The 22,703-nt window shown below is 39.4% G+C and carries 20 protein-coding genes and 2 pseudogenes; 16 read left to right on the top strand and 6 right to left on the bottom strand.

The genetic code is table 11. From position 1 onward, the window contains the following. Nucleotides 1-9: 9 nt before the first annotated feature. Genes JCM12304_RS01105 through JCM12304_RS01115 form a run of 3 tightly spaced genes read right to left on the bottom strand, consistent with a single transcriptional unit; the run spans nt 10 to nt 5,513 of the window. Complete coding sequence (locus tag JCM12304_RS01105) at nt 10-711, bottom strand: hypothetical protein (protein WP_060678294.1); 702 nt, start codon at nt 709-711, stop codon at nt 10-12. Beyond that, nucleotides 695-1,264, bottom strand: a complete 570-nt coding sequence (locus tag JCM12304_RS01110; RefSeq protein WP_060678295.1) for a signal peptidase I — start codon at nt 1,262-1,264, stop codon at nt 695-697. The genes JCM12304_RS01105 and JCM12304_RS01110 overlap by 17 nt, the downstream gene beginning before the upstream one ends. Nucleotides 1,265-1,292: 28 nt before the next feature. Next, nucleotides 1,293-5,513, bottom strand: a complete 4,221-nt coding sequence (locus tag JCM12304_RS01115; protein ID WP_060678296.1) for a S8 family serine peptidase — start codon at nt 5,511-5,513, stop codon at nt 1,293-1,295. Nucleotides 5,514-5,840: 327 nt separating this feature from the next. Between JCM12304_RS01115 and JCM12304_RS01120 the strand changes: the two genes are divergently transcribed. Further along, the gene (locus JCM12304_RS01120; protein WP_060678297.1) at nt 5,841-7,073 is read left to right on the top strand and encodes a helix-turn-helix domain-containing protein; all 1,233 of its coding nucleotides are present in this window, start codon (nt 5,841-5,843) and stop codon (nt 7,071-7,073) included. Nucleotides 7,074-7,716: 643 nt separating this feature from the next. After that, nucleotides 7,717-7,980 (top strand): exodeoxyribonuclease VII large subunit, encoded by a 264-nt coding sequence (locus JCM12304_RS01130; RefSeq protein WP_060678299.1) that lies wholly within the window; start codon nt 7,717-7,719, stop codon nt 7,978-7,980. Between the two features lie 663 nt (nt 7,981-8,643). Here the strand turns inward: JCM12304_RS01130 and JCM12304_RS01135 are convergent. Then, entirely contained in the window at nt 8,644-9,024 is a 381-nt protein-coding gene (locus tag JCM12304_RS01135) for a hypothetical protein (protein WP_060678300.1), read from the bottom strand. A 569-nt stretch (nt 9,025-9,593) separates the two neighbouring features. Between JCM12304_RS01135 and JCM12304_RS01140 the strand changes: the two genes are divergently transcribed. The 4 genes from JCM12304_RS01140 to JCM12304_RS01150 all read left to right on the top strand — a co-directional run bounded on the left by JCM12304_RS01140 (nt 9,594) and on the right by JCM12304_RS01150 (nt 11,235). Continuing rightward, the gene (locus JCM12304_RS01140) at nt 9,594-9,992 is read left to right on the top strand and encodes a hypothetical protein (RefSeq protein ID WP_060678301.1); all 399 of its coding nucleotides are present in this window, start codon (nt 9,594-9,596) and stop codon (nt 9,990-9,992) included. A gap of 68 nt (nt 9,993-10,060) precedes the next feature. Next, nucleotides 10,061-10,549, top strand: coding sequence for a GAF domain-containing protein (locus JCM12304_RS01145; RefSeq protein WP_060678302.1), 489 nt, complete (start codon nt 10,061-10,063; stop codon nt 10,547-10,549). Between the two features lie 3 nt (nt 10,550-10,552). Continuing rightward, nucleotides 10,553-10,726 carry a hypothetical protein gene (locus JCM12304_RS19225; protein WP_157360413.1) on the top strand — a complete coding sequence of 58 codons (174 nt, stop codon included), beginning with the start codon at nt 10,553-10,555 and terminating at the stop codon, nt 10,724-10,726. 257 nt (nt 10,727-10,983) lie between these two features. Further along, nucleotides 10,984-11,235 (top strand): hypothetical protein, encoded by a 252-nt coding sequence (locus tag JCM12304_RS01150; protein ID WP_060678303.1) that lies wholly within the window; start codon nt 10,984-10,986, stop codon nt 11,233-11,235. 258 nt (nt 11,236-11,493) lie between these two features. On the opposite strand, the gene JCM12304_RS19230 is transcribed toward JCM12304_RS01150, so the two are convergent. Continuing rightward, the gene (locus JCM12304_RS19230) at nt 11,494-11,670 is read right to left on the bottom strand and encodes a hypothetical protein (protein ID WP_157360414.1); all 177 of its coding nucleotides are present in this window, start codon (nt 11,668-11,670) and stop codon (nt 11,494-11,496) included. Between the two features lie 347 nt (nt 11,671-12,017). Here JCM12304_RS19230 and JCM12304_RS01155 point away from each other — a divergent pair, with 347 nt between their 5' ends. The 3 genes and pseudogenes from JCM12304_RS01155 (at nt 12,018) to JCM12304_RS01165 (ending at nt 15,434) form a co-directional block, all read left to right on the top strand. After that, entirely contained in the window at nt 12,018-12,398 is a 381-nt protein-coding gene (locus tag JCM12304_RS01155) for a MerR family transcriptional regulator (protein ID WP_060678304.1), read from the top strand. After that, nucleotides 12,395-13,895 (top strand): annotated as a pseudogene (locus tag JCM12304_RS01160) (class I adenylate-forming enzyme family protein). Before JCM12304_RS01155 ends, JCM12304_RS01160 begins: the two are co-directional and overlap by 4 nt. Continuing rightward, nucleotides 13,895-15,434, top strand: a pseudogene (locus tag JCM12304_RS01165) (acyl-CoA dehydrogenase family protein). Before JCM12304_RS01160 ends, JCM12304_RS01165 begins: the two co-directional pseudogenes overlap by 1 nt. Before the next feature lie 217 nt (nt 15,435-15,651). On the opposite strand, the gene JCM12304_RS18875 reads toward JCM12304_RS01165, so the two are convergent. After that, nucleotides 15,652-15,813 (bottom strand): sporulation histidine kinase inhibitor Sda, encoded by a 162-nt coding sequence (locus tag JCM12304_RS18875; RefSeq protein WP_082387948.1) that lies wholly within the window; start codon nt 15,811-15,813, stop codon nt 15,652-15,654. A 109-nt stretch (nt 15,814-15,922) separates the two neighbouring features. On the opposite strand from JCM12304_RS18875, the gene JCM12304_RS01170 reads away from it, so the two are divergent. The 7 genes from JCM12304_RS01170 to JCM12304_RS01200 all read left to right on the top strand — a co-directional run bounded on the left by JCM12304_RS01170 (nt 15,923) and on the right by JCM12304_RS01200 (nt 22,630). Continuing rightward, the gene (locus JCM12304_RS01170) at nt 15,923-16,462 is read left to right on the top strand and encodes a helix-turn-helix domain-containing protein (RefSeq protein ID WP_060678305.1); all 540 of its coding nucleotides are present in this window, start codon (nt 15,923-15,925) and stop codon (nt 16,460-16,462) included. Between the two features lie 372 nt (nt 16,463-16,834). Further along, nucleotides 16,835-17,668 (top strand): MurR/RpiR family transcriptional regulator, encoded by an 834-nt coding sequence (locus tag JCM12304_RS01175; protein WP_060678306.1) that lies wholly within the window; start codon nt 16,835-16,837, stop codon nt 17,666-17,668. A gap of 48 nt (nt 17,669-17,716) precedes the next feature. Next, nucleotides 17,717-18,868, top strand: a complete 1,152-nt coding sequence (locus JCM12304_RS01180; RefSeq protein WP_060678307.1) for a M20 peptidase aminoacylase family protein — start codon at nt 17,717-17,719, stop codon at nt 18,866-18,868. Then, nucleotides 18,865-19,653, top strand: coding sequence for a GNAT family N-acetyltransferase (locus JCM12304_RS01185; protein ID WP_060678308.1), 789 nt, complete (start codon nt 18,865-18,867; stop codon nt 19,651-19,653). The genes JCM12304_RS01180 and JCM12304_RS01185 overlap by 4 nt, the downstream gene beginning before the upstream one ends. Nucleotides 19,654-19,673: 20 nt before the next feature. Further along, complete coding sequence (menC, locus tag JCM12304_RS01190) at nt 19,674-20,783, top strand: o-succinylbenzoate synthase (RefSeq protein ID WP_060678322.1); 1,110 nt, start codon at nt 19,674-19,676, stop codon at nt 20,781-20,783. A gap of 102 nt (nt 20,784-20,885) precedes the next feature. After that, complete coding sequence (locus JCM12304_RS01195; RefSeq protein WP_060678309.1) at nt 20,886-21,971, top strand: YkvI family membrane protein; 1,086 nt, start codon at nt 20,886-20,888, stop codon at nt 21,969-21,971. A gap of 362 nt (nt 21,972-22,333) precedes the next feature. Then, nucleotides 22,334-22,630 carry a hypothetical protein gene (locus JCM12304_RS01200; RefSeq protein WP_060678310.1) on the top strand — a complete coding sequence of 99 codons (297 nt, stop codon included), beginning with the start codon at nt 22,334-22,336 and terminating at the stop codon, nt 22,628-22,630. Nucleotides 22,631-22,703: the final 73 nt, after the last annotated feature.

Consider the following 22,703-nt stretch of genomic DNA (forward strand, 5'->3'; position numbering starts at 1 on the left):
TTTCATTTATTATTCGTACTTGGCTCCATCATCTGTTTGTTTTGCGATAACGTTAAGAGAGGCGTTGTAGCGTGCACCCTGATAATCGTTCCCGGCGCTTTCATCTAATTTAACCGCAATCATTAGATCAATATATTGGCCTTCTTCCACTTCCCAAAAGGAATCCTCGCTGCCCTCGCCAAGAACGATCTCTCCAGAGTCAGCATCTTTTTGAGTGACAATCTTTCCACTTACTTCAATATCATTAGGTAAGCTCTTCATTACGGATCGTTCATTCGTTACACCGTTAAATAGGTTGTCTAAAGCAATTTTTGAATCTTTATAGGCATCTTGATCCGGTTTTACTGTATATTTCATAGCCATATATCCCACTTCGTAGGCATCAAGGCTGGCTTTATCAATGGAATGATTGTAGATTGCCTTTAAATGTGCATCTAAATCACCTGTATTGGATAGTGAAACCCAACTGCCATATTGAAGTTGTGAAGGGGAAAATTGTTTTTCATCGAACAGCGGCTGTTCGATGTCCGTGCCGTTATTTAACTCTAGCATCCCGCCTTTCAACTCACCATGGGCGTTCGTTTCTGACGTGAACCAGGAATAGGTGCCCATGCCAGCCGAGACAATTAAAGCCCCAGAAAGAGATGTTGCCAAAAGTGCTTTCTTCAATCCACTCTTTCTTATCCGTTTATTTTCACTGCTCATATTCATTTACAACTCCCTTTTTGTTATTGTTTTTTCCTATTTTGTCGTTCAATTCCAAAGCGATGTAGCCAACGAGTGGAAGTAAAATTAATAGGATAAAACCAGCTTTACTTCCTATAAAATTTGCAATATACCCGAGATATGGAATATGAAATGCTACTTGCCCGAGTAAATGGTGAGCATGAACAATTTCTTGATCAGCGACGTTATTGTTATCCCCTTTTGTGATAAATCCTATTGCGCCTTTTTCATCAACGATATCAATAACCCGGTGAGTAATATATGGGCCATCATTTTCCTTAAATGTAATGATGTCATTCTTATTCACGTCTAATGCATCCATAGCCTTTACAATAACGAGGTCGCCTGTTTGAAAGGTTGGATTCATACTATTTGATAAAACGGTCAGTCCTTGTAAGCCCAGAATTTGAGGGGGCTGGTCTGGATGCCTGGCCATTTGTATAAAAATAATTAACACAAGAATAAACATAGCGACAGAAAGCCATTTAATACATGCTGAGATTACCTTTGTTATAAAACGCCTCTGTTTTTCACCCACCAGTTCCCCTCCTATTCTTTTATCCAGATTACTGTCCAGATGGTTCCAAACCGAGTGCTTTAAGAAGCTCATTAATTCCTTTAGGACCAAGCTTCTCACGCGGCTGCTTATTTCCAGCCAAGTCGCCAATACTTAAGAAGTTTTCTTCTACATAACGGATGTCCGTCTCATTAACTATGTCATCTTTATTGATGTCTGCTTTAGGATTTTGTTTACCATATTGAGCAACTATTCTCATGGCGTCATGGATGTCAATGACACCATCACCATTCACATCTCCAGCTTTGTTAAGTTTCGGATTAATTCTTAAACGCTGTCCGATAAGTTCCCCTTTTACTTCCTGTGCTGGATTCAGTGTTAAAGTAGAAGTCAAGTGACCAGGTACCTCGAAATAAAACGTATAGTCATCATCTGAAATGGGAAGCCCATTTATGGTAAACTCTCCATTATTTTCGATGGAACCTTTATATTTTTTTCCTTTATTATTTAATTTGGCATAAACATGTACGCCCATTTCTTCATAATTTCTAGTTTCCAAAAATCCTTCTTCGTGCTTAAAGGATTCCGGCTGAATAAAACCGTTTACGCTTGATTTGGTTGGAATCAGCTTGAAGTTATCATGGTAAAATGCAGGGACCGAAGTTGATTCGCTATTTCCTTGTTGCTTATAACTCAGATTTGCTACATTTAACACAGACACATCTTTATAAGCCTCATCATCAATTACCTTAAATTTCAAATCAATGAAGTCTGTGCTTCCTGAAAAACCTTCAACGGATTGATCTGCAAAATGAGCACCAACAGTCACTTTTTTACCCCAAAAACTATCATCAAATGTTGGTTCAAGAAGATCAACTTGGATATCATTTTCTTCAGTAAATGCTTTAAATTCTTCATTTAATTTAAAGCCTTCGAATGAGAAAATCTCTTCATCATATTCGACATCAAATTCTCCGCCTACGAGTTGTTTAACGTGATTTAAATTAAGGGTCATGTTAAGTTCATCGCCAGCTGATATCTTTTCTTTGTCAAAAGTCGGCAAGGCATATGTTGTGCCTTTTTTAACAAAGGTATATCTTGGTGAGTTTTTTGTATCTGCATTACTTGCTAAGTCAACAGGAATTAAATCCAGATTTAACGGACCATTTTCTATGTCTTCTGGGAGAACACCGATTTTAAACAACCCATCAGGTTCTACACCAAGTACTCCTGGAAAGGCGGAATTACCATAATACCCTACAACATTCTCAGATTGATCATAGTCCAATCCTTTTGAATTCAATACGTCTATCGTTGAATCGTAGACATTCATGTGCATCCAGAATGCATAATGACCATATTGATCTGTAAACATAGAATCATCCAGTTCGATAACCCCTGGTTCATAATCGTTAAACGTCATTTCAGGTGGTGTATTATCAACCACGACGGGTTGGTCTAAGGTGTATGTTTTACCGTCAGCATCTATTCCAATAAGCTCGTAATTATAATCCCCTTCCGGCAGTGGAATTGGATCGAACGAAATCGGGTTGGACGGATCATCTTCAAATGGAAATACGTATCCCATAAAAGCTTCCATTAGAAAATATTCAACATCGGCGTCCAAATCCTTTATTGATCCAACGACACCAAGCGCTTCACCGCTTTCAGGGTCACTGACAATAATATTGACTGTTTCCATCGGACTTTTTAGCTTTAGAAACATGGAGATAATCGGGTTTAAAAACGGGTGGAATTCCCAGTCGTTTGTTACAGCCGGTCTGTCTAATTCTGCATAATCAATACCTTTATCAGAAACCCTGATGGCAAATGGTACTTGATATTTTTCTGCAGCATCTTGATCGTTTGTCACACGGATATAGCCTTCATATGTTCCAAATGCTGCTCCAGAAGGAACATGAATTGTCGGGTTTAGTGCTTCACTTGCATTTCCTGCTAATGTAAGAGAGTCAGGAATACTTATTTCAACACCGTTACCCTCTGCGTCCTGCCTGTTATTTTGGGGTGGTAAAAAATCAGATTCTATGGTATATGTTTTTTGCTCACTAGATGTATTTTCAATGATAGCTCTTTTACTTTCTTCTAAATTTTTCCCACCTGTCAGATAGTGACTACCGAAGCGAATAGAGCCTGTTTCTCCGTCGATTGTGACAGAAGCTTCGTTTTCAATCATGTCAACTTCATCAATGACGGTTAATCTTGTATTTGCATGGACTGCATTATAGACGTTTATCCGACCTGCTCCCACTTCATAAACAGAGTAATCCTCCCGGAGGTCTACGGATGTATTCATTAAGGCTTTTTTTACTTCAAAAGCGTTATAATCAGGGTTTTCTTGCATAATTAATGCCGCTGCGCCAGCAACATGCGGAGAAGCCATTGATGTCCCATTACTTCTTGCATAAGCTGATTCATAGCTGTTATTTTCAGGATCATTGATATATGACGGGAACGTAGAATAGATGGACACACCCGGTGCAGTAACATCAGGTTTTATGTCGTAATTTTTTGTCACTGGTCCCCTTGAACTGAAATCAGCTAAATGATCGCCAATTGTTTTCGTATTGGAGAGATCACCAAATGTCAGGTTATCCTCTTCATTTAGGATGGATTTCAAGTTTTCCCCATCTTCTTTTGATAAGCGGAAAGATGGAATAATGTTGGTCGTTTCACCAAGGTAAAATGGAATTTGCCCATCCTCATTGTTATAAACGATAACTGCTTCTGCATTTGCTTCTGCTGCGTTATTAATTTTATCTGCGAATGCCACTTCTCCACGTTCGATTAGAGCAATTTTGCCTGATAAGTCTTTCCCTGCAAAATCATTTGCCGATCCCAAACCAACAAATTCAACAGGATAGGTTTGCCCTTGAAGGTCACCGATGTCATCTGTAAAGTCTTTTGCAAGTAATTGTAAATCGGTTAATGTCACAGTTCCTGCTGACACTTCATATGTTGGTATCGTCTGTGACACATCACTTGCTCCAACTGTAATAGGCAATGCTGCTGCTCCAGGGGTACCGATTGTGTTCGCACGTGGTCCTGCATTTCCTGCTGCTACGACAGTAACAACATCTGAGAGCATTGCATTGTTAACAGCAACTGCTGCAGGAGATAAAGGATCATTAATACTTGCGCCCAGGGACAGATTAATAACATCCATTCCGTCACGAACAGCCTTATCGATGCCCCCGATAACCCAACTCATATCGCCACTGCCATAAGGTCCAAGTACGCGATAGTTATACAAATTAATTCCTGGTGCAACACCCTTTACTGCATAGTCCACGTCGTTTTCTTTTTGGCCTGCTACAGTACCGGATACGTGAGTGCCGTGAGATGTGTAATAAGAACTGCCATTTCCATTTAGCTCTGGTTGCCCTGATTCTTTCCAATCTTTATATGTTGTTTCCATTGGATCTGCATCATTTTCAACAAAGTCCCAGCCCTTAACGCTGTCAGGATCAATGGTTGCAGGATCTTCCCCTTGCTTGGCCGTATAACCGTTATAAACATTTGTCAAATCAGGGTGATGATAGTCAATGCCTGTATCAATGACGCCTACTTTGACACCTTCTCCTGTAATATTTTCTTCATGAAGTTTATCCACCCCAATTTGTGGGATGCTGTCTTTCATTTTTGGCTCAATAGTTTTACTGTTTGACGCTGGCAAATCCAACGTTATCGTTTCGTTTTTCCATACATGCTCGATAAGCCCATATTCAAGAAGGGACTTAATAGAAGTTGCTGGTAAAGTCATAGCGACCCCATTGAATGCATCGCGATATTCTTGTTTTATCGTAATATCAGATTGGGGCTGTTTCCTCTTTTTGTCAGAGTGCGTTTCTGTGGTAGCGTCTTTTTTAATATCTAGAATCGCTTTTTTAAACGCATCATGTGATGCTTCAACCTTTTCTTCTGCATTTTCTACGGAAAGCGTTTGTTTTTTGCCACTCATCTTTGTTTTAGCGATCTCAACTTTTGCAGGATCCTGTTTAAATTCAATAATGACATCGACTGGAGCATCGTTATTGAGATTAATATCAGGATGGACCACAAAGCTTTTTTGGGTTTCTAATGTTTTAATGGCATTGCGTTGTTCATCTGTTAGTCCACGTAAAATGTCCTTCGCATCCGTTGTGGTTACCTTTGCCTGTACCGGCTGGAATGTAGGAACGAATAATGAACCTAATAGCAATAAGACAGATACAATCACAATGATTCGCTTTAAAATTTGTTTTTTTAGCATCAGTTTCTCCTCTCAATTTGACCATTTTAGTAAACTACCGAAATCCGTCAACTCACCTCACTTGTTTAATAGGATCAAGTTCTTGTTATTAATGCTATCAGCAATCTACTTTTTGTAAATGGGGGTTATTTTGATATTTCAAATTATTCTGTATAGTATCATTGCACTATAGTTGTTTGCGAAAGTTGTCTTTTTCTATCGAATTTGGCAAAACTAGTTTAAAAGACCTATCGCAAAAAACCCCAATTTTGCTATATGATAAATGCATTATACAAACGACGGTGATTTTTTCTAAGAGTGGCATCAAATTACTTGGGGGTATGTATTATGTATGAGGGAAAGGTGATAAAGTTTTATCGTGAGAGGGCCAATTTGACACAGGAGCAACTTGGAAGAGGAGTTTGCTCGTCTACACATGTCAGTAAGATAGAACGCGGATTAACTGAGTATTCTGGGGAAATTATCAATCTCCTGGTTAACAGACTAGGGATAGATATGGAAAAAGAGTTAGTAAACATAACCACTATTAAAGAGAAACTCGATCTCTGGCAAGATATGATTATTACACAAAACTCCTCTGCGAATGAGGTTGAGGCTGATTTAGATAACAATCAGTTCATTTCTGTTTCTGAATACAAAACGCTTTACTGTCTAACAAAGATGCTGCACCATATTAAAATTGGAAATAAGGACATCGTTAAAAAACACTTCAAGCTTCTTCCTAAAGAAATTGAAGAACGTCCGAAATTCGAACAGAATTTATACAAGCATGTACTAGGTAGTTATTATATGATGACAGAAAACCATCCTAAAGCTCTGAAGCTGTTAAAAACGATTGACTTTGATATTTACACAAATCCTCTTGTTTATTATGATCTGGCCTCAGCGTATCATCATAATAAATCTCCCGTTTTCGCTTACTATTATGCTGAAAAAGCATTAAATTTATTTAAACAACGCAACAATTTCCTTGGCATCATTGATGCTGAAAATCTTATGATTATTCAACTTGAGTCAGACAATCAGAAAGAATTTAATGAAACCATTGAAAGGTATGGAAACCTGCTTGAGCTCTGCGATCTCGTGCATGCTTATGACAAAAAAGCGAAAATCACACATAACTATGCCTATGAAAATTTCAGAAAGCAAAATTATGCAGAAGCCAAAAAGTTATATGAACAATCAATGGCTTTAAAGGAGCCATATTCAAGTGTTTATCTACTTTCTTTAGAAGGGGTCATAAGATGTGGAATAGAAGGGCACATAGTACCAAAAGATGTATTGTTGAAATATATAGAGGAGGGTTTGGAAATAGCGAAAGAGATTAAGGATACATTGTATTCACACATAATGATTCTACACAAACATGAGATTTTGAAGCAGAAGACACTCTACTACGATTTTCTGGCACATAAAGCCTTACCCTACTTTAAGACAAACGGCTATGTTGTTATTTCCCAGCGTTATGAAAAAGAATTATTTTCGCATTATATAAAAACCGGTCAAAAAGAAAAAGCCTTGGAAATGTCGATCTCTATTATGGATTATTTAGATGCGTGACTTTTTTGGGATATAGTAGTTTTGAGTGCCTGTCACCCCTCGAAAATTGGCAAGAAAACATAATATCTCTGCTCTGGTAAATAAAGAGCTATATGAGCGTATTAAAGATATAGAAAGTCAATTTTAGAGAAGTCAAATGCTAGGGAGGTAGCATCACTCAATAGAGACCATAAGACCAATCGGTTATATAGACCAATTGCCCTTATGGTTTTTTGCATTCCTGGACACGTGGCGCTGTTCTGGTTAGTTTGTGATTCTCCAGGGAGCAAAAGCCAGTTTGTGTAAAGATAATTTTGATTGTCATGAAGTGGTGCATATTCTTTCATATTCAGATCCCTTCTCTCAGCATGGGGAAGAACTCTTCATATTTTTAGCGTTCAGCTGCCAGTCACTTTCAAGTGAGTTCTGGGGTCAGCTTCCGACTTCTTTATAGTGATGTAAGCATAAAGCGGTTCTCCTTTTAAACTAGATAGGAATGAACATTATCATTTAATCATCTTTAACAGAGATGACGATAAACCGGAAATCTAGTAACTTGGTTTAATACTTGGTATTGCGCAATCCAATTAAAATCCCAAGATAATAGGCCTTTAAAAAAGAAGTAGTATAGCATATAATGATTTTAATAGGGAGGTGATACAACATGGAACAACATGAACTGAAGGAAATTCTTAAGGCACTCAAACAATACTCTGGTGAGATCACTGGAAGGATAACTGAGCTTGAGAACGGCATGCATAATATGAAGACAGAACTTGAAAACCGTATGGATGAACGTTTTGATCGTCTTGAAACAAAAATTAATGGAGTACGTGTTGAATTAACAGAAACACAAGAAACCGTTGACTTTCTTTCCAGCAAAACTATGCAGCACGAAAAGAAACTTCGTAAATTCCTCAATCAGTAATATTACACACTACAAAAATCGTTCTTCTTTGGCATGCCTGTCACTCCTCGAATAATGTTATATTGTGTCGAATGGATACTTTGTAAGAACCTATATTTTCGGAAATGCTAGGTACCAGCCTCACTGCTTAGGTCGTTAAAGTAAATATTAATTATTAAACACGAAAACTCAGCACTTGATTAAACCCATACAACATCCGACGGAGCTTTTACTTGAATGCATTTTACGGCAATTAAACATTAAAGACCTTCTGTATAACAGTCCCATGCTTTATTGCATGGAATTTTTATTATACAAGAGGTCTTTTATTTATATTGCTAACTCTCAAGTTTTTTTGCTTAATGAAACCACTTTTGCTTATATAGTACAACATTCCTTACTATAAAAAGATTGAGACAGTGAACCTGACCCTCTGTCCCACGTTGGTTATTCATTTTGTGGTGTTTAAAAAGTTGGGTCAGAATCGCCGCCGTACTTTGCAGGATGATAGTCAAGATTGTTATTAGGGGAAGAGTAAGAATATACAGAGGGATAATATCAAAGAGCCAAGAATGGGCCAGTAAATGCAATTGTAGTACGGATATATAGATTGCTTCTGAGGTGTAGAATCTGGCATGTGGTCGGCCCATTAATCTCTGATGAGAAGAAAGGAATAATTAACGTTTATGAGCAGTTGTTTCTTTTCAGAAATTTGTACCCGCGTATAAACCCATCAATAAAATATCTCTCCGATTCGAACACAGCGAAGGAATTGAGTTCAGCTTCTACATCAAACAATGCATCTCTTTGGTCTTTGGTATGACACAGACGTATAGCACGCTGAAATGGTGTTTCTTCATTACGTGTTTCGCCATGGTTATTTTCAGGTACATACTCTTTCTCATAATGAAGCATCTCCAAATAAGCCATTTCCCTAATAATCTCTGTCATTCCCTGCTCATAAGCATTCTCTAAATGTTTCATTGCTTCCAGATCATTTCTGTGATGTGTGTTTCCATAAATTTCCACAATCCTACTAAATGGAACTACTGATATTCGTGGCATACAAAGTTCCCCTTCCTTTTAATCTATAAAACTATTATTTCCAGCAGTACATTCATTTATACGGTGAATGGTTAGGTGTTTCACTCAATCTTGCTCTGCTCATCTTGTTATACGATCATGTCACCAATTATTCCCTGTCTCCCTTATACTAATGAAGTTGCTGAAGCTCCCGATTTTGGCATGCGTGTAGAAGACATAAAGGAATTAAGTTTTGAATGCCACTGTCGCTCCCCGTATCCTGTTGAAAATTATCTGGTTGCTTTTACGGGTTGAGAGATTGAATAAGTCGGTAGTGACTGTCATTTCTCGAATTATGTAGTATTTTGTCGATTAAATGTTTTGTATATAGCTAGCCTTTTACGAACATATGATCTATAATTTATTTAATACATATATATTTTAGAACTGAGGTGTGAGCAATGTAGATGAAAAAAAAGCCGACCTTTGAGGGGATTGTGAGATAAGTTAAGCAATACTAACCTATTTTTTGGGGAAAGAAGTATAGGAGTGTGAAGTTGGATCATTATTTAACTCAAAATGTATAAAATGTATAAAAGGTGGAGAATAAAATGCCAAAATCAGCAAAGCTAATTGTAAGTTATATTGTTGGATTGCTACTTACTTTAGCCATCTTTTTAGGTATTAGTGAAACGTATACAACGATTCATAATTGGATGGTTCCAACCGGAAAAGTTTCTTCTAAAGAAGTGTTTGAATTAATTTGCGTTCTGTTAACAATAATTTTTTCAACGAGTATATTGGCAAGGGAAATCAGGGCTAACCCGGACGTTGTTTCTGTAGGTGCAACAAATATACCTAATTTTATGTATCATCCAGACTTTAAAAAAGAAAGCAAGAACCGTTCAAAAATATTAAAGGAACAACATATGCTAAAAGGGAAACTGGAAGAACAGGAAATGTATACGGACAACTTACTGGATGAGCTTGAACAAAAGATCTTGAATTAGAACAAATAGCCTACATAAGTGATATTTTCATCAGACACCACAAAAATGCGAGTAGACTGGTTCGATCATTGATTCAGCTATTAGTAGAGCGTAAACCCTTTTGGAAGCTTGAATTTTGTAATAATGTTTTAGATGAATGTGTAACTATATTATTAGAAGACAGAGCCGATAAATCATCTACTATCTATTTTATTAATAATAATAACGAGCTAGAAATGTTTGCATACAGTAGAATCGAGTTTTCTTCATCTAGAAACAGAAGGTTTAAAAAAGGAGAAGGATTCGCAGGGCATATATGGAAAACAGGTAACACGGAACTCGTATCAGATGTTACAATTAGCCAGCACTTTAGAGGAGAATATGCTCCTAAACATGAATACGGATCGATACTGGGAGTTCCCATTAAGATTGGCAGAGAGGTTTTAGGTGTACTTTGCGTTCAGAGTGAGGGTAAAAATGAATTTCAGGAGGATGATAAAAGAACGGTAATATTTTATGCGGATATGTGTGCGTTAGCGCATTTTTATGATAAGATTAAAAATAAAGAGGGGGTATAATGTATGGATGCTTTGAAAACACCTAAACATAATCATGGCCTGAATTTAGAAAAAAAACAAAACGACATTCTTAAATCCTCCCGATCTCGCACAGACGAACTCATAAAACAGGCTCATAAATTGGGTTTAACCGAAATATATACTGATAATAACGGACGTGTTAAAAGAAAAAAATAGAAAAAATGGACAAACGATATGAATGGGTGCCTGCCACTCCTCGAATGAAGGTTATGAATGGAAACAGTTTGTTTATAGAATATGCGCCAAACTAATCAATCCCCTGTACAACAGAAAGATTGGATTTATGGACCTGTTGCTGATGGTGGTTTAGTATCGAAGAATCATGAAGAGATAAAAGCATATAATAATAAAAATTAGTTAGCAGTATTAATAAATGAAGCCGCTCAATACACACAACTTTTGGAGGTGATAAAGTGCTAAATACAAACAAATCAATTGAACTTCGTAATGAGATTGACTTAATGGTTCAGTATATATCAAAAGAACTAATGAGTGAGTTTGGTAAAAGTAAAGAGGAAGCAATGAAAATGATTCAAGAATCAGAGGTAGAAGAGTCTTTAGTTAAAGATAAACTGGGATTTCACGAATCTCCATATAATTGGACAATAAGCATACTAACTGATCAAAATGATGTTGAAGCTTTAGAAAAACATTTTTACCATTAAGGAAAGGAATTACAACAAGAAGATACTTGTTATTCCTTTCCTTTTGTTTAATCATTTTTTTGAATGTAAGCTTTTTATAATCCAGCGATAATTCACCTGTTATTTTAAACATTTTTAATATCAAGAAACATTTACGCATAAATAATAGCCCAGTCTCTTTGAGAGCTGGGCTTGAATATTATTAGTATTGACAGTTATCTCCAAATCTCTAAGTCACTGTTCTTTCCATTCTGGCAAGATAAATAATCCAAAATGAACTTAACTCCGAGAGAATGTAGCTAAAATTTTTTCTTCAGTTGGATTCTTAGGTCTAACACGGTCTTGATTTAATTTTTTACTCTTAATCTGAGAAATAATTTGTTTGTTAGTATCTCTATATTGAATTGAATTTTTAGCAACTCTGCTTTCAATATCATTTAGAGTTAGAGTAGTCATATTCTCATCACCCTCTAAGATTTTTTATTTACATATCCTCTTTTTTCTAAGTGTATGGATAGTTTGTCTTTATTATATCATAATTCCTTGTATACACGCTTTTTAAGTGCATAGTCATTTCCTGAAACATGTAATAGCTTCCCTTATTGGTGAGCATACATATGGTTAACACAAATTTATATTATGGACCTTAGCTTGGACAGGAGCAGCTAAGTCCCACATGCTATTTTTAGCCCCACTACTCCTAACACCTCCACTTATAAGCAACTCTTATCCACCCAAAAATAACCCTTGTATTTAAACGTTAACGTCAATGGTAAAATGAAAATAAAAGTGAGGGGAGGGCTGTGAAGACGATTGCGGAGGTTGCGGCGGAGTTTGATGTGACAACAAGGACGATTCGGTATTATGAGGAAATTGGTCTTTTGGTACCTGGGCGTACGACGGGGAATCGAAGAGTATTTTCTAAATCTGATGTGGCCAGGCTTAAGCTGATTTTTCGAGGGAAACGTTATGGCTTTTCGCTGGAAGAGATTAAGGAAATGATATTGTTATTTGATGAAGATCGTTCTGGTAAGAAGCAATTAAAACGAACCATTGAGTATGGTGAAGAAAAAGTTGCAGAGATTGAAGAAGTGATTGCGGAATTTCAGGCACTAAAAGCGGAGATGGAAGTTCTTTTGGAACAGTTTAAACAAAAACTAAAGGATGAGGGGGAAGATGGATGAACAGTTCGGAGTTGCTGGCACGTAATGCAAGGAAGTACCCGTCGCAAGAAGCGGTGGTATGTCAGGGGCAGCGGTTGACTTATCAGGAGCTTGACCTTCATGTGAATCAATTTGGAAGCGCTATCAATAACTTGGGGATTAGCAAAGGGGATAAGGTTGCACTGCTGATGCCGAATGTGAATACGTTTGCGATTGCATATTTTGCTGTGCAGCGGATTGGGGCTATTGTTGTGCCGATCAATGCAAAACTCACGGGGCCGGAAGTGAATTACATTGTGAAAAATTCCGAGGCGAATTCGCTAATTGTGCATGAGCTCCTGTTTCCAGGTGTGCAGCATTTTACAGAACCATCGATATTAATTAAAACGGGGGTAGCTACGGCAATTGGATGAGTTTTGAATCATTGATAGACAGTGGAAACTCGAAAGCCATTTCATGCGATTTAACGGAGGATGATCTTTCGACAATTTTGTATACTTCTGGCACAACTGGGGATCCAAAAGGGGTGCTTTTCAGTTACCGCAATATTTTAACCGTCGCGAACATGATTTGTGTAGAGATGGAAGTGAAGCCGGAAAGCAGAATTCTGTTAATGATGCCACTAAGTCATTCGGCCCCATTGCATCTATTTTTTATGGCTGGAATGATTGTCGGTGCTACATTGGTTTTGACACCAACATTCACTCCCGATTTATTATTAGATACTGTTGAGCAGGAACGGACAACCCATTTCTTTGGCGCACCAGTTGCCTATTTAACAACAGCCCGGCATGAGCGTATAAACGAAGCCGACCTTTCTTCCATGAAGTGGTGGATATATGGTGGTGCAGGTTTGTCAACAAAGCAGGTGCAGCAATTAAAAGAGGCTTTTCCAGACGGGAACCTTGTTTGTGTTTATGGACTAACGGAAGCAGGACCGAGTGGGACATTGCTCTTTGACCATGAACATGAGGAAAAAGCCGGGAGCATTGGAAAACGTGCGGCACTTGGTATGGAAATCCGAATTATCGATGATGAAGGTAAAGAGCTGCCGGCTGGAGAAGTGGGGGAAATTGCCTTGCGTGGGGAAAGCAATATGGTTGGCTATTATAATAATCCGGAAGCGACTGCTGCGGTTTTACAAGATGATTGGCTGCGGACGGGTGATATGGCAATACAGGATGAGGATGGTTATTTTTGGATTATTGATCGAAAGAAAGACATGATTATTACCGGGGGTGTGAACGTTTATCCGAAAGAGATTGAAGATATTTTTGTGTTATATGAAGGTGTTACAGAGGTTGCTGTTATCGGCGTACCCCATCCGGAATGGGGAGAGACATTAAAGCTATATTTTCAGCAACAACAAAAGTGAATCCAGATGATGTGAAGGAATTTTTGAAAGGAAGTCTTGCATCATATAAGATCCCACGGATTTACGAGCAGGTGGAAGCTTTGCCAAGAAACGCATCCGGTAAGATTTTAAAACAGGTATTGCGGGAAGGGGTTACGAAATGATGCACGTACTACAGAAAGCACCGACACAACATCGACGCAACTTCTTTACGGAAGATGATTTTTTTCAAAAGCTGTTGGAAAAGCATCTGGACGAGGATCTTTATGCATATGCCTACGAAGAGTTGAAAAAATTCGGCGACTCCTGCGCAAATCACATTGATGAACGTGCAGCCCATACAGACCGGGAGGGACAGCCAAGGTTACTTCGTTATAATAAATATGGAGAAGAGGTTTCGGAGGTATGGGTAAACGAGGGGTATAAGCAGACGGTTGCAGAAACGTACAAGACTGGGATTGTCGGTTATGTTCATAAGGAAATACCCGGACTTGGACGGAAAGGGAGTTATACTTACAGTTTTGCCCAAGGTTACCTATTATCACAGGCTGAACCGGGATTTTATTGTCCAGTTACACTGACACTGGCGACAGCTTATTTGCTTGATCACTATGCAGATGAAGCTATTAAGCAGCGATTTTTGCCACATGTATGTGCAACAGGGGATGTGGAACTGTATGAAGGTGCAACGTTTCTTACCGAGAGACAGGGCGGGTCAGATGTCGGTGCCAATGTTGTGCAGGCAAAGGAAGCAGGGGGTCATTTTCGTTTATATGGCGAGAAATATTTTGCTCCAATGCCGGTATGTGTGGTGTAGCATGGTGCTTGCAAGAAAAGAAGGCGCACCTGTGGGATCACGCGGACTTACCTTGTTTGCTGTTCCATGGAAGAACGAAGATGGCAGTATAAATAACTTACGCATCCGCCGATTGAAGGATAAGCTGGGTGTTCGGGCGGTTCCTTCCGCAGAGGTGGAATTTGATGGAGCAAAGGCTTATGTGATTGGCGATCCAAATCGTGGATTCTACTATATGATGGAGGCTCTTAATCTATCAAGAATTTGCAATATGGTGGCATCCATCGGCATCATGCGCAGAAGCTATTCGGAAGCAAAGGCATATGCCGAACGCCGTGATGCTTTTGGTAAACGGCTATGCGAGTTTCCGATGGTGCAGAAGACACTGACAGAGTTGAAACAAAAGCTCGAGGCAGAAACGGCGGCCATATTTGAGTTGATCCAGTTATATGAGAAGATAACCAACGGAGAAGCGACGAAGGAGGAAGAAGCACTTAATCGTTTGCTCATTGCTATTTTAAAGAAAGAATCTGCAGAACAGGCAATTGCTTTTGCCCATGAAGCAATCGAAATGCATGGCGGGAATGGCTATATCGAGGATTTTGTCACACCAAGACTGCTTCGCGATGCTCAGGTGCTGACCGTTTGGGAAGGTACCGCTAATATTCTTGGGCTGGAAGTGATTCGTCTGGTCAATAAGTTTTCCGTCCATGAGATTTTTATTGCTGATTTGAAGGAACGGTTAGACGGAATGGATGCACCAGAATTAGTGAAGTGGCGGGAAGATTTGAAAGTTCGGCTTGAGGAATTTGCGTCAGACGATCGGGTTACTCAGGAGTTAAAAGCAAAGTCATTGGCAAAAGAGATGGCGGAGCTGTATGAACAGGTTGTGTATGTGGGGATGTAGGTTTTGAAGGGGCTTCGCTACGGATGTGTTTAAAATGCGAGCCCCGGTGTTATACCCGTAAGTTTTGCTGGATACGATGGGTAGATTGATAGAATGCTACTCATTTTTTATCGTCATAAAGCCTTATTTAATAATAAGTTGTAAGTGGGTCTAATTTGATTCAAGTTACTATAGCCGAAAAAAACTTCAGTTAACATTTAGCCAACCACAGTTCCTGTTATTTGTTAGTAGCCTCAGGACAAATAGTTCTCTTCTTTATTGAATCAAATTTTCGTTTATTTATTTCTCCTTGTAGTAAATGAAGAAAATCTTTATCTAAATTCAACTCAAATGCTTTCTGATAAGCATCTGCTAACTGTTTGTCAGATAAAAATTCCATGAAAACATCCTTTCCTCAAGACCTCGTATAATTTGCTATACTATATATATCTTATATTAAAAGCAGTAAAAATAATGTGGCTGTTTGCTACATAAGAAGGATGATGTGGATGAGGGACTGGTTAAAGAAGATGAGGATTGCAAAGGGATTAACACAGGAGGATGTGGCATCAAAAGCTTTTATAAATCGAGCTTTTTACTCCCAGATAGAAAATGGAAAGCGGAAACCAAGCTTTGATGTTGCAAGAAATATTGCTGATGTATTGGGTTTTAGTTCCACCGCTTTTTTTACTGAGGATTTTGAAGAGCCCTTTTATTTAGCTTTGAAAAATTCACCTATGGTAATTGCTCACTGTGATCTGGATCTAAGATATACTTGGCTATTTAACCCTCATCCGGATTTCGACACCAGTAGCAGTCTTGGGAAACGCGATGATGAACTCGCAATGAACCAAGGGACTCTTGATTTAATGGACCTGAAAAGGAAAGTAATCGAAGAAGGTGTGAAATGTAAAAAGAAAATAACCTTTCCTTTATCTGACGGTGATCGTAGCTATTACGTTTATGGTGAACCACTAGTAAATAAGAAAGGAGAAATTATTGGCGCAGTCACTTCTTCGATGGATATTAGTGAAGTGTTACCTGAATAAAGGGCAGGCTAGGGACTGTTCAGATTCAGATCCTTCCACTCCCAGCTTATTTTGCCAGCAACACTTCCAGTTCCCGCTGTTTATCGGTGGGAGCTTTTTTGTGTTTGTTTATTTCTGCTTGCTGTTTCTCATGCTCACAAGAATTCCTTTGGACATATCGCCAAGTTATTTTATTTTGCCACAGAACCCCCATATCTTACGCCACAAGTCGAGAAATGGCAGGCACTCCATAAAGAAAAAAACAAACTATTGCCAAATTTTATAACTGTGTGTTAAAATTGTTTGAAAATATAAAGTATTTGCTTCATAAAAAATAAAATGTTGAAGGATAAACTTCATTTAACCGTTTTAGACGTATGGAGGTATTTTAAAGTGGAGGCCATTTATCAAAGAATTGCAGAAAAACAACAGACTTTCTCAAAGAATTTACTGAAGATTACATCATATATTTATGAAAATCCGAAAATGTTCGCGATGATGTCTGCTTCAGAAGCAGGCAAGATAATGGATGTTAGTGAAACGACGGTGATTCGCTTCTGCCAAAAGCTTGGATATTCTGGGTATCGACAGTTGCAGGAAGAAGTGCGCCAATCCATGCTTGAAAAAAGTTCATTGTCTGATTTTGGAAAACAAGAAACAGAGACAGAATCTATTAAGGATTTGATGGAAGAGGATGCGCAAACAATCAGGCAAGCAATGACACGCCTTTCGGAGGAAAGTCTGGCAACGGCAGTTTCTCGTTTGTCGGCATGTGATCGCACACTAGTTGCAGGTTTGCGGACATCTCATGCGTTGGCGAGTTGGTTTGCATTTGCCCTTGATTTAGTAATGGGAAGAACAAGGTTATATCAGCCAACGGTAGATGATGTTCTGCTGAGAGTGGGTGAATTGACAGAGAAGAGTGTTGTAGTGGTTTTTTCATTCCATCGGTATGCCGCAGATACGGTAAATCTTGCTAAGCTTGCTGAGAAGCAGGGCGCTTTTATTATTGCAATTACAGATTCACCGGCTGCTCCCGTTTCGGGATATGCTGATCTGGTACTGCCGATTCATCTGAATTCCGTATCTACCCTTGATGTCGCTCCTGTGGCAATGTCATTAGCAAAGAACATTGTTTCCGCAATTTCGCAAAAAAATATAGAAGAATTTCAGCAACGGGTTGCCCGTTTTGATGAAATGGCAAGTAATGATTTCTTTGGCAGATAAAAGGGTTAGCGAACGCAAGCCTTAGGATGAATAATTGTAAGCAAGGAGATGTACATTTTGAATTTCAATACAAAATCAATGGAAGAACGATTGAAAAATATATTTAAACATTTACATGAGCATCCGGAAATCAGCTGGGAGGAGCATGAGACAAGGGATTACATTCAGTCCGTAGTCTCTCCATATGATTGTAAGATACAAACATTTGATGACTGTGCGGCAGTAGTGGTGGAAATCGGTAGTGGAAAGCCGGTGGTGGCAATCCGTGCAGATATGGATGCGCTTTGGCAGGAAGTAGATGGCAATATGCAGGCTAATCACTCTTGCGGGCATGATGCACATATGACCATTGTACTTGGGGTGTTCCTTACTCTTATGGAAAAGGGGCTCACTGAGCGCGAGACATATCGTTTTATCTTCCAACCAGCAGAGGAAAAAGGCACGGGAGCATTAAAAATGGTGGAGCATGGTGTGGTTGATGATGTCGACTTTTTGTATGGTATGCATTTGAGACCAACGGAAGAATTGGAAGCAGGCCAATTCGCACCGGCAATCCGCCATGGGGCGGCAAAGTTTATTGAAGCTACGGTTTCTGGGGAAGATGCACATGGAGCTCGGCCGCATTTAAACGAAAACGCAATTCAGATTGGCATGGAATTTTTTCAGCATTTGAATAATATCCATGCAGACCCAAGGGTTCCTTACTCCGTGAAGATGACTGCTTTTCAGGCAGGTGGTAAGAATGCCAATATCATTCCGGGGAAGGCGACGTTTTCCATCGATGTTCGTGCACAAACGAATGAGGTAATGACTTTACTGACAGATAAAATCGAAAAAATTGCCAGGATGCTTGAGGAATATCATCGTGTTCCTGTTAAGTTAGAAACAAAAGCACATGTGGCGGCAGCTGTACCAGATGAAAGAGCTACAGAAATTTTACAGGAAGCAATTACGGAACATGTTGGCAGGGAAAATACGAAGCCGGCAATCACCACAACAGGTGGGGATGATTTTCATTTTTATACGATCGAGCGACCACAGCTAAAGGCGACGATGCTTGCGATTGGATGTGGCTTAAAACCGGGACTTCATCACCCGCAAATGACCTTTAATCATGAAGCGATCCCAGAGGCTGTATCCATCATGACGAAAGCGATGGTCAAAACAGCTGAAAAGTACAGTCAGGAGGGGGTTGAATGACAGCGTTAGAGATTCGGCAACTAACGACGATGTCAGAACTGTACGAGATGCAAAAGGTGGAAGCTGCTGTATGGCAGATGGATCCCATTCCTGTTCACCAGACGTTTACCGCATTGCATCATGGAGGTGTTGTCCTGGGTGCCTTCGAGGAGGGTCAGATGGTAGGATTTTTGTATAGCTTTGCTGGTTTTGATGGAAAAGCGTCCTATCTATGCTCCCATATGATGGGGATGCTGCCCGGTTATCGCATGAACGGACTTGGAGAGGCATTGAAATTTAAGCAGGCGAAAATTGCGCGCACGCTTGGTTATGATATGATCACATGGACATACGATCCGTTGGAGAGTAGAAATGCCTATGTGAACCTGCATAAGCTAGGTGCAGTAGGTGCGATTTATCACCCGAATCATTATGGTGATATGGATGATGAATTGAACCGTGGCCTACCGACAGATAGGTTTCAGATTCAGTGGGAACTGGATGAAAAGAAGAGCGTACAGCCCGCGACCTGGGATATAGAGCTTGTGTTGCTCGACGGTGGCAGGCATGGTGAACCAATTATTAAAAAGCATTTGGAAACAGGGGACGTTATCGATAGTTCTACTTATTTTGTGGCAATCCCAGCCGATTTTCAGACGATGAAGCAAGCAGATTTTACCCTTGCAAAAAGCTGGCGCCAGGAAACAGGAAAGGTATTTAAGAAGCTCTTCGATCACGGTTTTCAAGCAAGAGATCTACTTCGTACGAAAGAAGAAGCATACAGTTACTACGTATTTACTAAATAGTGAAGGGACGATGTATTTTGATTCCAATCAAACAAATTAAATTGCATAAATTAAAAATGAGGATGAAGCATCCGTTTACAACGAGCTTTGGCACAATGCAAGACAAAGAATTTTTCATTACAGAAGCAGTTGATGACAGGGGAAATCGGGGATTTGGCGAATCGGTTGCTTTTACCAATCCATGGTACAGCGAGGAGACAGTAGAAACGAACTTACATATGATGCGCGACTTTCTTATTCCAATTTTGCAAGAAGAACCAATCGTCCACCCTGATGACGTGTCAGCACTTTTCCAGCCAATCAAGCGGAATAATATGGCGAAGTCGGCTTTAGAAGGAGCAGTCTGGGATTTATATGCCAAACAGAACAATATGACACTTGCTACAGCACTTGGGGGAGAGAAAAAGGAAATTGATGTTGGTATCAGCATTGGAATTCAACCATCTGTAGAGAAGTTAATTGATACAGTCGGTGACTTTGTTGCTGAAGGGTACAAGCGTATTAAAATTAAAATCAAGCCCGGTTGGGATGTAGATGTACTTCGCCGGGTTCGTGAAAAATTCCCCGACACTCCAATAATGGCAGACGCCAATTCAGCCTATACGCTGGCAGATCTTGAGAATTTAAAAAAACTCGATGAGCTTGATTTAATGATGATTGAACAACCGTTGGCTCATGACGATATTATCGACCATGCTACACTGCAAAAGGAGATGAAAACACCAATTTGTCTGGATGAAAGCATTCATTCATTGGAAGACACAAGAAAAGCCGTCGAGCTTGGCAGCTGTGAAATTATCAATATCAAAATAGGACGTGTGGGTGGTTTGTCAGAAGCCAAGCGTATTCATGACTACTGCCGTGATCACGGTATTGATGTTTGGTGTGGCGGCATGCTGGAAGCAGGAGTAGGCCGTGCACATAATATCGCGCTCACTACATTGGGAGGTTTTAATCTGCCGGGGGATACAGCTGGATCGTCCAGGTATTGGGAAAAAGATATTATCAAACCAGAGGTCACGGTGGAGAATGGTTTAATTTATGTTCCTGAAAAGCTAGGTATTGGTTACGAGATAGATGATTCTATCTTGAACCAATTTAGAGTAGAAGAATATGTTTTTGATTTTTAAGTGGTAAAACTTGGACTATATATGAAAGAATCTCGCCAATTCAGATGGCGATTTTCTTTCATGTATAATTAACTAAAAATTCAGTAATGTGGAGGCTATATGATGAAAATGAGTTTGAAGATTGCCGGTGCTTACATTGGACTGCTAGTTGGGGCAGGATTTGCATCAGGTCAGGAAGTGATGCAGTTTTTCACCAGTTTTGGTTGGAAAGGATTGATTGGAAGCGGTATTGCCACACTTCTGTTTGCTTTTCTGGGCATGCAAATCATGCAAATCGGCTCCGATCTGCAGACAGTGTCACATAAGGATGTCATTTATCACATATGCGGAAAGTACGTTGGTATAGGAATTGATATTTTAGTTACTTTCTTCCTCTTTGGTGTTGCTACAGTAATGCTTGCAGGGAGTGGCTCCATTTTTCAGCAGCAGTTTGGCATATCGCCTATAGTTGGAGCCTTTATTCTTACAGTACTGGTAATTCTGACTCTCCTGATGAATGTCAAGAAAGTCATCTCCATTATCAGCATGGTTACACCATTGTTGCTCGTATTGATCTTTGCCATTACTTTGTATGCAGTTATCGCAAATGACACGGATATGAGTAAACTTGGCGCTGCTGCAACTGATCAGCCTTCTGCGGCACCAAATTGGCTGTTGGGTGGTTTCCTGTATGTATCCTATAACATTGCAGCAGGAATTTCGATGCTGGCAATTATCGGTGGTACAGTAAAGGACAGAAAAGTGGCTGGTTTTGGCGGTATGCTTGGTGGTCTAGGGTTAGGTCTGTTGCTATTTCTGATTAATGGGGCACTATTCATGAATGCCGATAAAATTCAAGGTTCAGCTATGCCTACACTACTGTTGGCAACAGACTTGTCACCAGTGATAGGAATTCTTATGACGGTGGCTTTACTTGGTATGATATACAACACGGCGGTCGGCATGCTTTATGCATTTACGGCGAGATTTGTCCAACCGGAAACCCCAAAGTTCAAGATCAGTATGGTCATCATCTGTCTGTTGTCCTTTGGTGTAAGTTTTATCGGATTCATTCAATTGGTAGGTTCTGTTTATCCAATAACGGGTTACTTAGGGTTTGTGCTGATTTTGGCCATCCTGTTTGTTTGGATTAAAAATAGCAGACAAAATCGTTCGGTAGGGATAGAGGAGAGAGGGGAGGCGTTGTAGGAAGTAGGGTGTCAGTTACTTCTCGAATAGTTTTAGATATACACTAAAATAATGAACCGTCATTAGAACGTTTTAATGGCGGTTTAATTACTTATCGAGTTTGGGCTGTATAGTGAGTAGAATTGCTGGGGGCATATCCCAATCGAACCTAACAGAGAAAAGTAACCCGATATTTTTAATAATATTAGAAAGGTTAAAGTAATCAACCTAATTATGTATCCTAATTTCTGAGTTCCTCCCCTCTCATAGAGAGTATATGGCTATAACCTACTTTTGTCGCATATACGTCAAACAAAACCATACTAAGCCTTTAAATATGAAGTATTATCGCATATAATGTCTTTAATAGGGGGTGATACAATATGGAAAAGCATGAACTAAATGAGGTTCTTAATGCTCTCAAGCAATATTCTGGGGAAATTACTGGGAAAATAACCGAACTTGAGACAAGTATGAGTGACATGAAGGGTGCACTTGAGAGCCGTATGGATAATATGAAGACTGAGCTGGAGAATCGCATGGATGAACGTTTTGATCGCATGGAAGCAAAGCTTAATGGTTCACGTGTCGAATTAACAGAAATACAAGAAACGGTTGACTTTCTCTCAAGCAAAACTGTGCAGCACGAGAAGAAACTTCGTAAACTCCTCAATCAGTAAAATACACACTACAACATACTTTTTCAGGTTATGGGTATTTGTAACTCCCCGAATTTTTCTACTTATCATTCAT

This window comes from Virgibacillus halodenitrificans JCM 12304 (assembly GCF_001310895.1).
Classification (GTDB): domain Bacteria; phylum Bacillota; class Bacilli; order Bacillales; family Amphibacillaceae; genus Virgibacillus_Q; species Virgibacillus_Q halodenitrificans.